This window comes from Streptomyces sp. NPDC086519 (genome assembly GCF_040686075.1).
Classification (GTDB): Bacteria; Actinomycetota; Actinomycetes; order Streptomycetales; family Streptomycetaceae; genus Streptomyces; species Streptomyces shenzhenensis.
The window spans coordinates 130325-140821 of record NZ_JBFBJL010000025.1 but is presented as its reverse complement, the minus strand read 5'-3'; the positions used below and the strand labels follow the sequence as shown (position 1 = coordinate 140821).

The following is a 10497-nucleotide window of genomic DNA, read 5'->3' as shown; positions in this document are numbered from 1 at the left end:
GCCTCCACGAGCGTGGCATCGGCCAGCCGCGCCGGTGCCCTGGGACTGAAGATGTGCGGCGGCTTCGTCAATGTCGAGAAGCGTCACCTCAGTTCACCCCCTGGCGCCGGGCGATCTGCTTGGCTTGGCTGACCGCGTCGTTCCAGGCGTCGTCGGGCTTCTTGCCCTTGGCCTCGATGTTGGTCAGCTCCGTCATGTAGGGGGCCATGACGGCAGCGTCGGCCGGGGCCTCGTAGCTGTCCGGTATCGCCTTGGCGGCCGGGCCGAAGACCTCGATGACCTTCTGCCCGCCGAAGAAGGCGTCCGGGCCCGTCATGGCCGGCGTGGTGTACGCGGCCGGGGCGGCCGGGAAGATGGCGGCGTCGGTGAAGCCGCGGGCGTCGTTGGCGGGGCTGAGGATCCAGCTGATGATCTTGAAGGCTTCCTCGGGGTTCCGGCACTGCTTGGGCAGCGCCAGGTAGGAGCCGCCCTGGTTGGCCGGTCCGGCGGGGTTCGCGCAGACCCGCCACTTGCCCTTGGTGTGGGGCGCGGCCTGCTCGATGTCCAGCGCGTGCCAGGCCGCGCCGAGCTCGGTGAGGAGGTTCTTGCCGATGGCGGCGTTCCAGGAGTTGTCGTTGATCTTGGCGTCGCCCAGGGTGTAGGGGCGGATCGCCGTGGTCCACGCGCCGCGGATGTGGTCCTGGTCGCCGATGAAGTGGTTGTTCTTGTCGATGAACCGCTGGGTGCCCTGGCCGACCGCGATGTTGAAGACGGCGCTGATGTTGTTGACCAGGTAGGTGCCGGGGTTCTTCTTCTGCAGCTCGGTGCCGAGCGTGAAGTAGTCGTCCCAGGTCTTGACCAGCGCCGCGACCTTGTCGGGGTCGGTGGCCACCCCGGCCTTGGCGAACAGGTCCTCGCGGTAGAAGAGCGCGGTGGGGCCGATGTCGATCGGGAAGCCGATCTGCTTGCCGTCGCTGGTCTGGGCGAGCTTGGTCTTCCAGCCCAGGTACTGCGCGGAGATCTTCTTGAAGCCCAGGTCGTTGAGGTCGAGGAAGCGGGAGGCGTTGGGCAGGAAGGACGCCATGTCCTCGCCCTTGATGCCGGTGATGTCCGGCACGGAGGAGCCCGCCGCGAGGGTGGTGGTGAGCTTCTGCTTGAAGTCGCCGCCGATGGACGCGGCGGTCAGCGTGACCGCACTGCCGAAGTGGGTCTTCGCCTCCGCGACCACCTTGTCGCTGAGCGCACCGCCCCAGTACCACAGGGTGAGGTTCTTGCCGTTCTTGGTGCCGCCCGATCCGGAGCCGCCGCACGCGACGGTCAGGCCGGAGGCGGCCGCGGTGAGTGCGGCGGCCTGGAGGAAGCCTCTACGTGAAAGGTCCACGGGTCACTCCTGTTGTTCCTGTTCGTGGTACTGAGGGGCGTTGGTGCTGTGGATCGTCGGCTGTGGGGCTGTGGGGCTGTGGGGCTGTGGGGCTGTGGGGCTGTGGGGCTGAGAAGCGCTGGGGCCTGGGCCCTGAGGCGTGGGCCTGCTGTGGATCCGGCGCGGGTCAGTGCGGGTCAGTGCGGCCGGGCGGGCGGGGTGACGGGGGCGTGGTGCACCGGGGGGCCCACGTCCGCCGGCAGGCGGTCGGCGAGGAAGCCGTACGCCGTCTTCAGCTCGGGGTCGGTCAGCGAGCGCCACCAGCGGTCGACGCCGTACCAGCCGGGGGCCGCGAGGGCACCGCCGTGGTGCCGGACGGACAGCCCGGCCGCGAGGACGGCGAACCGCAGCCGCTCGGCCAGCGGCCAGCCGCCGAGGGAGGCCGCGACGAAGCTCGCCCCGAAGACGTCCCCGGCGCCCGTCGCGTCCAGGACGTCCACGGGGAGGGCCGGGACCTCCGCGTACTCGCCGGTGGTCTGGTCGACGGCCACCGCGCCGTCCCCGCCCCGGGTGACGACCGCCACCGGCACCAGCTCCGCGAGCGTGCCGAGGGCCGCGACCGCGCTGCCGGTGCGGGTGTAGGCCATCGCCTCGGTCTCGTTGGGGAGGAAGGCGTGGCACAGGGCGAGCTGGTCGAGCAGGTCACGGGACCACTCCTGGGTGGGGTCCCAGCCGACGTCGGCGTAGACGCGGGTGCCGTTCGCGGCCGCCTTGGCGATCCACTCGCGCGGCTCGGCCTCGATGTGCACCAGCGCCGTGCGCGCCTCGGGCGGGTCGCCCATCAGCGTGTCCTGCGAGTACGGGGGCTCCTGGCCGTGGGTGACGAGCGCCCGGTCGTGACCGGCGGCGAGCGAGACGGTGACGGGGGTGGGCCAGCCGTCCGCGGTGCGGGACAGCGAGAGGTCGATGTCCTCCTGGTCGCCCAGGACGTCCCGGCAGTACTCGCCGTAGAAGTCGTCCCCGAAGACCGTGGCCAGCGAGGTGCGCAGGCCGAAGCGGGCCGCGGCCACCGCGAGGTTGGCGATGCCGCCGGGGCCGCAGCCCATGCCTGCCGTCCAGATCTCCTCGCCCGGGGTGGGCGGCTTTCCCAGCCCGGTGAGGACGAGGTCGTAGAAGAGCAGCCCGGTCAGCAGCACGTCGGGCCTGTCGTCGTCCACGCGCACAGCCTCTCGTCAAGACTCGTCATTTTCGATGACCGGAATCGTGCGCCGCTGAGTGAGATTGGTCAATACCCGAGCAGAACTGAGCATGGATTTGATTGAAGATGACGAGTAGTGTTCGCCGCGTGCTGGCAGAACGACGACACCAACTCATCCTGCGGGCCCTTCGCTCCGGCGGCCCCGCGGCTGTGACCGACCTCTCCGAGCAGCTGGGTGTGAGCCCGGCCACGATCAGGCGCGACCTGGTCAAGCTGGAGGAGGACGGGCTGCTCACTCGTGTCCACGGCGGCGCCGTCGTCGACGAGGGCGACCAGCCCTTCGCCGAGGTCGCCGAGGTGCGCGTGGCCGAGAAGGACGCGATAGCCGCGTGCGCGGCGGCGCTGGTCGAGGACGGCCAGTCGGTGCTGCTCGACATCGGCACCACCGCCTTCCGGCTGGCCCGCCAGCTGCACGGCCGCCGTCTCACCGTCATCACCAGCAACCTGGTGGTCTACGAGGAGCTCGCCGACGACGAGGGCATCGAACTGGTGCTGCTCGGCGGCATGCTCCGCCGCGAGTACCGCTCCCTGGTCGGTTTCCTCACCGAGGACAACCTGCGCCAGCTGCACGCCGACTGGCTGTTCCTCGGGACCAGCGGGGTGCGCCCGGGCGGGCAGGTGATGGACACGACGGTCGTCGAGGTGCCGGTCAAGCGCGCCATGATCGGGGCGAGCGACAAGGTCGTGCTGCTCGCCGATGCCGCCAAGTTCCCGGGCACGGGCATGGCGAAGGTCTGCGGTCCCGGGGACCTGGACATCGTGGTGACCAACGCGCCGGTGGACGCGGCGACGCGGGCCGCCCTGGAGGAGGCCCGCGTCGAGGTGCTGGTGGCGGGAAAGGCGCAGGCTTGAATCCTCTTCCCCCGGGCCGCAGGAGACCACTGGCTCACCCCGCTCCACCGCTCGGCGGGCGATCGGGTCTTCCGAGATCAACACCAGCCGGGTCGGGACCGGCCCGGGCTCGTGGAGCAAGTGCAAGGAGACGGTGCGTGCCTGGTTCTCGCAGCGCACTGCGCAGAGCGCATCCGTTCATATGGGCAGAGATCCGCCGGGGTGGCGGATCCCCTTCTCTCGACGTGTTCCGTGAAGACTCGATCAGTTCGGGGCCTGAACGCGTGGGCATCCTTGGAGGAAGCCGGTGAAACTGACGATTCTGGGCGGCGGCGGGTTTCGCGTGCCGCTCGTGTACGGCGCACTGCTGACGGACCGGGCCGAGGGGCGGGTCACCGAGGTCGTGCTGCACGACCTCGACGCCGGCCGGCTCTCCGCGGTCGCCCGGGTCCTGGCCGAACAGGCGGCCGACGTCCCCGACGCCCCCGCCGTGACCGCCACGACCGACCTGGACGAGGCGCTGCGCGGCGCCGACTTCGTCTTCTCGGCGATCCGGGTCGGCGGTCTGGAGGGCAGGGCGAACGACGAGCGGGTGGCCCTGGCTCAGGGTGTCCTCGGCCAGGAGACGGTCGGCGCCGGAGGCATCGCCTACGGCCTGCGCACCGTGCCCGTCGCCGTCGACATCGCCCGGCGGGTGGCCCGGCTCGCCCCCGACGCCTGGGTCATCAACTTCACCAACCCCGCCGGACTGGTCACCGAGGCCATGTCCGGGCACCTCGGCGACCGCGTCATCGGCATCTGCGACTCCCCGGTCGGCCTCGGCCGCCGGATCGCCCGGGTGCTCGGCGCGAACCCGAAGGAGGCCTGGATCGACTACGTCGGCCTCAACCACCTCGGCTGGGTGCGCGGCCTGCACGTCGCCGGACGCGACGAGCTCCCGCGCCTGCTCGCCGACCCCGGCCTGCTCGGCTCCTTCGAGGAGGGCAAGCTCTTCGGCGTCGACTGGCTGCGGTCCCTCGGCGCGATCCCCAACGAGTACCTGCACTACTACTACTTCAACCGCGAGGCCGTCCGCGCCTACCAGCAGGCGGAGAAGACCCGCGGCGCCTTCCTGCGCGACCAGCAGGCGCACTTCTACGAGGCGGTCACCGACCCGGGTGCCAGGGCCCTGGACGTCTGGGACCGTACCCGCGCCGAGCGCGAGGCCACCTACATGTCGGAGAACCGGGAGACGGCCGGCGCCGGCGAGCGCGACGCCGACGACCTGTCCGGCGGCTACGAGAAGGTCGCCCTGGCCCTGATGCGGGCCATCGCCCGCGACGAGCGCACCACCCTGATCCTCAACGTCCGCAACCGCGACACCCTCTCGGTGCTCGACGGCGAGGCCGTCATCGAGGTGCCCTGCCTGGTCGACGCCAACGGCGCCCACCCGGTCGCCGTCGCCCCGCTGCCCGATCACGCCACGGGCCTGGTCTGCGCGGTCAAGGCGGTCGAGCGCGAGGTGCTCGCCGCCGCCGAGTCCGGCTCCCGTACGACGGCCGTGAAGGCGTTCGCGCTGCATCCGCTGGTCGACTCGGTGAACGTCGCCCGCCGCCTGGTGGAGGGGTACACGGAGGTCCACCCGGGCCTCGCGTATCTTAAGTAGCCAGCTGACAGGAAAGCGCTTTCCATCCCTCTTCTGGAGACTTCCATGCACGACGAACGCCGCCGGATCGAGGAGCGCGTAGAGCGCCTCCACAACCAGCGCATCAAGCCCGCGATCTACGCGGCCACCGTCCCCTTCGAGGTGTCCGCCTGGCAGGCCCCGGGGGAGCCGGTGCCCTTCGAGGAGGCCGCGGCCGCCGCGTACGAGCCGTTCGCCATGGACACCCCGTGGGGGCCGCCCTGGGGCACCACCTGGTTCCGGATGCACGGGCAGGTGCCCGCCGAGTTCGCGGGCCGCCGCGTCGAGGCGGTCATCGACCTCGGCTTCGTCGGCGACTGGCCGGGCAACCAGGCCGAGGCCCTGGTCCACCTCACCGACGGGACCCCGCTGAAGGCGGTCAACCCGCTCAACCAGTACGTACGGATCGCGAACCCGGCGGCCGGCGGAGAGGTGATCGACTACCTGGTCGAGGCCGCCTCCAACCCGGACATCCTGGCCGGCGACTTCGCGGCCCCGACGCCGCTCGGCGACGTCCTGACGGCCGGCGACAAGCCGCTCTACACCTTCAGGCGCGCCGACATCGCCGTCCTCGACGAGGACGTCTGGCACCTCGACCTCGACGTCCAGGTGCTGCGCGAGCTGATGCTGGAACTCGGCGAGCACGACCCGCGCCGCCACGAGATCATGCACGCCCTCGACCACGCGATGGACCTGCTGGACCTGGACGACATCGCCGGCTCGGCGGCCGCCGTCCGCGAGGCCCTGAGGCCGGCGCTGTCGAAGCCCGCGCACGCCAGCGCGCACATCATCTCCGGTGTCGGCCACGCGCACATCGACTCGGCCTGGCTGTGGCCGATCCGCGAGACCAAGCGCAAGACGTCCCGGACCTTCTCCAACGTGACCTCGCTGGCGGAGGAGTACGAGGAGTTCGTCTTCGCCTGCTCCCAGGCCCAGCAGTACGAGTGGGTGCGCGACAACTACCCCCAGGTCTGGGCCCGGATCCAGGAGTCCGTGAAGAAGGGCCAGTGGGCGCCGGTCGGCGGCATGTGGGTGGAGGCCGACGGCAACCTGCCCGGCGGCGAGGCGGTCGCCCGCCAGTTCATCCACGGCAAGCGGTTCTTCATCGAGCACTTCGGCATCGAGACCAAGGGCGTCTGGCTGCCGGACTCCTTCGGCTACAACGCGGCCTACCCGCAGCTCGCCAAGCTGGCCGGCAACGAGTGGTTCCTCACCCAGAAGATCTCCTGGAACCAGACCAACAAGTTCCCCCACCACACCTTCTGGTGGGAGGGCATCGACGGCACCCGCATCTTCACGCACTTCCCGCCCGTCGACACCTACAACGCCCGCTTCAGCGGCGCGGAGATGTCCCGCGCGGTCCGCAACTACGCCGAGAAGGGCGGCGCCACCCGCTCGCTGGCCCCCTTCGGCTGGGGCGACGGCGGTGGCGGCCCCACCCGCGAGATCATGGAGCGCGCCCGCCGGCTGAAGGACCTGGAGGGTTCGCCGCGGGTGGAGGTCGAGCACCCGGACGCCTTCTTCGCCAAGGCCCGCGCCGAGTACGAGGACGCGCCGGTCTGGGTCGGCGAGCTCTACCTGGAGCTGCACCGCGCCACCTACACCTCGCAGGCCCGCACCAAGCAGGGCAACCGCCGCAGCGAGCACAAGCTGCGCGAGGCCGAGCTGTGGGCGACCACGGCCGCGCTGCACGCGCCCGGCTACCGCTACCCGCACGAGAAGCTGGACCGGCTCTGGAAGACGGTCCTGCTCCACCAGTTCCACGACATCCTGCCGGGCTCCTCGATCGCCTGGGTGCACCGCGAGGCCGAGGCCGAGTACGCCCGCGTCGCCGGGGAACTGGAGGCGCTGACCGCCGAGGCGATCACCGCGCTGGGCGGCGGCACGGCCCGCGTCTTCAACACCAGCCCCTACGCCCGCGCCGAGGTCGTCCGGGACGCCGCCGGCACCCTGGCGTACGTCGAGGTCCCGGCGAACGGCAGCGCGCCGCTGACGGCCGCCGCCGAGGCCCCGCGGGCGGTGACGGTCGACGGGCGGGTCATCGACAACGGTCTCGTCCGGGTGGAGATCGCCGAGGACGGCACCCTGTCGTCCGTCTACGACCACCGTGCGCGCCGCGAGGTCCTCGCCGGCCAGGGCAACCTGCTCCGCCTGCACACCGACCTCCCGAACTACTGGGACGCCTGGGACGTCGACAAGCACTACAAGAACCGCTACACGGACCTGCTCGACCCCTCCGAGATCACGGTCGTCGACGCGGACCCGCTGCTCGGCTCGATCCGGGTCACGCGCCCCTTCGGCAACGGCTCGACGATCGTCCAGACGGTCACCGTCCGCGCCGGCAGCCCCCGGATCGACTTCGAGACGGACATCGACTGGCACGAGGCGGAGAAGTTCCTCAAGGCCGGCTTCCCGGTGGACATCCGTGCCGCGCACTCCTCCGCCGAGATCCAGTTCGGCCACGTCCAGCGGCCCACCCACACCAACACCACCTGGGAGGCGGCCCGGTTCGAGGTCTCCGGCCACCGCTGGGTGCACCTCGCGGAGCCCGGCTACGGCGTCGCCGTCATCAACGACTCGACCTACGGCCACGACGTCTCCCGCACGGTCCGCGAGGACGGCGGCACGACCACCACGGTCCGCCTCTCCCTGGTCCGCGCCCCGCGCGTCCCGGACCCGGGCGCCGACCAGGGCCGCCACCGCTTCACCTACTCGCTGCTGCCGGGCGCCACCATCGGGGACGCCGTGGCCGAGGGCTACGCCCTGAACCTCCCGCTCCGGGTGGCCGACGCGGCGGGCGAGCCGCGGCCGGTCGTCTCCGTGGTGGGCGAGGGCGTGACCGTCGAGGCGGTCAAGCTGGCCGACGACGCCTCCGGCGATGTCGTGGTCCGGCTCTACGAGTCCCGGGGCGGCCGTGCCCAGGGCGTCCTGCGCACCGGCTTCCCCCTGGCCGGCGCCCAGGTGACCGACCTGCTGGAGCGCCCGCTGGGGGACGCGGGCCTCGAAGGCGACGACGGCGTCCCGGTCGTACTGCGCCCCTTCCAGATCCTCACCCTCCGTCTGCGCAGGAGCTGACCGGATGCCGATGCAACCCTGGTTCACCGACGCCAAGTTGGGGATCTTCGTGCACTGGGGCATCTACGCCGTGGACGGGGTCCAGGAGTCCTGGTCCTTCTACGACGGCATCGTGCCGCACGCGCAGTACATGTCGCAGCTGCCCCGCTTCACCGGTGCCCGCTACGACCCGAAGGCGTGGGCCGGCCTGTTCGCCCGCGCCGGCGCGAAGTACGCCGTGCTGACGAGCCGTCACCACGACGGTGTGGCCCTGTGGGACACGGCGTACGGCGACCTCAACCTCGGCAGGGACTACCTCGGGCCGTATGCGGAGGCCCTGCGCGAGCGAGGCCTCAAGGTCGGCTTCTACTACTCGCACTCCGACTGGAACCACCCCGACTACGCCTCGACGCGCAAGCCGGGCCGCCCGCCGGAGCTGGCGGACAACCGCTACTCGGAAGTGGCGGCCGAGGACGAGGACCTGGCCGCCTGGGAACGCTTCATCGCCTACCGGGACGGCCAGATAACGGAGTTGGCCTCGCGGTACCGGCCGGACCTGATGTGGTTCGACGGTGAGTGGGACCGCAGCGAGGAGCAGTGGCGGATCCCCGAACTCGCCGCGCTCGTCCGGTCGTACGTCCCGCACGTCGTCTTCAACGCGCGCATGCTCGGCGAGGGCGACTACGCCACGCCCGAGCAGGGCGCCCCCGTCGTGCCGCCGGACGGCCCCTGGGAGCTGTGCCTGACGATCAACGACTCCTGGGGGTACCAGCACCACGACCACAACCACAAGTCCCTCGCCCAGCTGATCCGCTACTTCACCGAGACCATCGGGGGCGGCGGCAACCTGCTGCTCGACGTCGGCCCCATGGAGGACGGCACCATCCCGCAGCCGCAGGTCGAGCGGCTCGAGGGGCTGGGGGAGTGGATCCGCAGGCACGCGGAGGCGGTGTACGGCACCGGGCGCGGCCTGCCGGCCGGGCACCACTACGGCCCGAGCACCCTCTCCGCCGACCGGCGCACCCTCTACCTCACCCTGTTCGACGTGCCGCGCGCCGAGATCGGGGTCCGGGGCCTGGCCACGGCGGTCCGCAGGGTCACCGTGCTCGGCACCGGCGCCGAACTGGGGCACCGGGTGACCGGCGGGCTGCACGAGGCGGTCGGCGTGCTGTGGATCGACCCGCCGGCCGCGGCCGACCTCGACCCGTACGCCACCGTCCTCGCCATCGAACTGGACGGCGAGCTGGAGCTGTACCGGGGATCCGGCCGGTTCTGAACCGGTTCACTCGCACATGCCCGGAGTTCTCATATGAAGAATTAAGAGAACGGTAAGTGGGCAGGTCACGGCGGCTTTTCAGGCCGCCGTGACCCTGTTGGTTCGCCTTCTGGACATCTTGAGTTCGCCTGTGACCCCTGGGATGCGGACGGCAGGGACGACAGAAAGGCATCACCGTGCGAGACCCGCGAATGTCCGCGATCGCCAAGGGGCTGAAGCGCCGGGGCCGGCTCATGGCGCAGGCGGTGAGCCCGCCGCGCCGGACCCTGGACGCCATCCCGTCCCAGCGTCCGGCCGAGGGGCACCGGCAGGCCTCGGACGGCTACGCGGCCCCGCGCGCCCCCCGCCTGGTCCGGTCGCCGGCCTTCGTGCTGTCCTCGGTGCGCTCCGGCTCCACGCTGCTGCGGGTCCTGCTGAACAGCCACAGCCGCATCCGCGCCCCGCACGAGATGCATCTGCGCACGGTCCACGTCAGCATGTCCCGGGAGTTCACGGCGGACGCCATGAAGGAGCTCGCCCTCGACCGCGAGGAGCTGGAGCACGTGCTGTGGGACCGGGTGCTGCACCTGGAGCTCAGCCGCAGCGGCAAGGACGTCATCATCGACAAGACCCCGCCGAACACCCTCATCTGGCCCCGGCTGCACCGGTGTTGGCCCGAGGCCCGGTTCATCCTGCTGCTGCGCCACCCCGGCGCCGTCATCCAGTCCCTCACCAGCCGCCGCGCCGACCCCGACCACGAGGCGATCCGCGCCGAGGTCCTCGGCTACGCGGAGAAGCTCGAAGAGGCCCGCCAGAACCTCACCGACGCCCACGTGATCACGTACGAGGACCTCACCGCCGACCCGGAGCGGGTCACCCGCGGTCTGTGCGAGTACCTCGGCGTCCCGTGGGAGAGCGGCATGCTCGACTACGGCAAGCAGAACCACGGCACGTTCCGGCCGAAGCTCGGCGACTGGAGCGAGGAGATCAGGTCCGGCCGCATCCAGGCCGCCCGCCAGGCCGACCCCACCGCCGAACTCCCGCCCCGGCTGGCCGAGGTGGCGAAGGCGTGGGGATACCAGGTCTAGGCATCCCCA

7 protein-coding genes are annotated in these 10497 nt (G+C 71.3%); 5 read left to right on the top strand and 2 right to left on the bottom strand.

What is annotated here, in order from left to right; all coding sequences use genetic code 11:
- Nucleotides 1–88: 88 nt before the first annotated feature.
- Nucleotides 89–1360, bottom strand: a complete 1272-nt coding sequence (locus AB0P24_RS24325; RefSeq protein ID WP_365797315.1) for an extracellular solute-binding protein — start codon at nucleotides 1358–1360, stop codon at nucleotides 89–91.
- 176 nt (nucleotides 1361–1536) lie between these two features.
- Nucleotides 1537–2556, bottom strand: a complete 1020-nt coding sequence (locus AB0P24_RS24320) for a carbohydrate kinase family protein (RefSeq protein WP_365797313.1) — start codon at nucleotides 2554–2556, stop codon at nucleotides 1537–1539.
- Nucleotides 2557–2684: 128 nt separating this feature from the next.
- Between AB0P24_RS24320 and AB0P24_RS24315 the strand changes: the two genes are divergently transcribed.
- The 5 genes from AB0P24_RS24315 (at nucleotide 2685) to AB0P24_RS24295 (ending at nucleotide 10488) form a co-directional block, all read left to right on the top strand.
- Nucleotides 2685–3449 (top strand): DeoR/GlpR family DNA-binding transcription regulator, encoded by a 765-nt coding sequence (locus AB0P24_RS24315; RefSeq protein WP_365797311.1) that lies wholly within the window; start codon nucleotides 2685–2687, stop codon nucleotides 3447–3449.
- 286 nt (nucleotides 3450–3735) lie between these two features.
- Nucleotides 3736–5073 (top strand): 6-phospho-beta-glucosidase, encoded by a 1338-nt coding sequence (locus AB0P24_RS24310; protein WP_365797309.1) that lies wholly within the window; start codon nucleotides 3736–3738, stop codon nucleotides 5071–5073.
- Between the two features lie 45 nt (nucleotides 5074–5118).
- Nucleotides 5119–8166: a glycoside hydrolase family 38 C-terminal domain-containing protein gene (locus AB0P24_RS24305; RefSeq protein WP_365797307.1), complete on the top strand. Its 3048-nt coding sequence runs from the start codon at nucleotides 5119–5121 to the stop codon at nucleotides 8164–8166.
- Nucleotides 8167–8170: 4 nt separating this feature from the next.
- On the top strand, nucleotides 8171–9421 hold the full coding sequence (locus AB0P24_RS24300; RefSeq protein ID WP_365797305.1) for an alpha-L-fucosidase: 1251 nt from the start codon (nucleotides 8171–8173) through the stop codon (nucleotides 9419–9421).
- Nucleotides 9422–9597: 176 nt separating this feature from the next.
- Nucleotides 9598–10488 (top strand): sulfotransferase, encoded by an 891-nt coding sequence (locus tag AB0P24_RS24295; protein ID WP_365797303.1) that lies wholly within the window; start codon nucleotides 9598–9600, stop codon nucleotides 10486–10488.
- Nucleotides 10489–10497 lie beyond the last annotated feature (9 nt).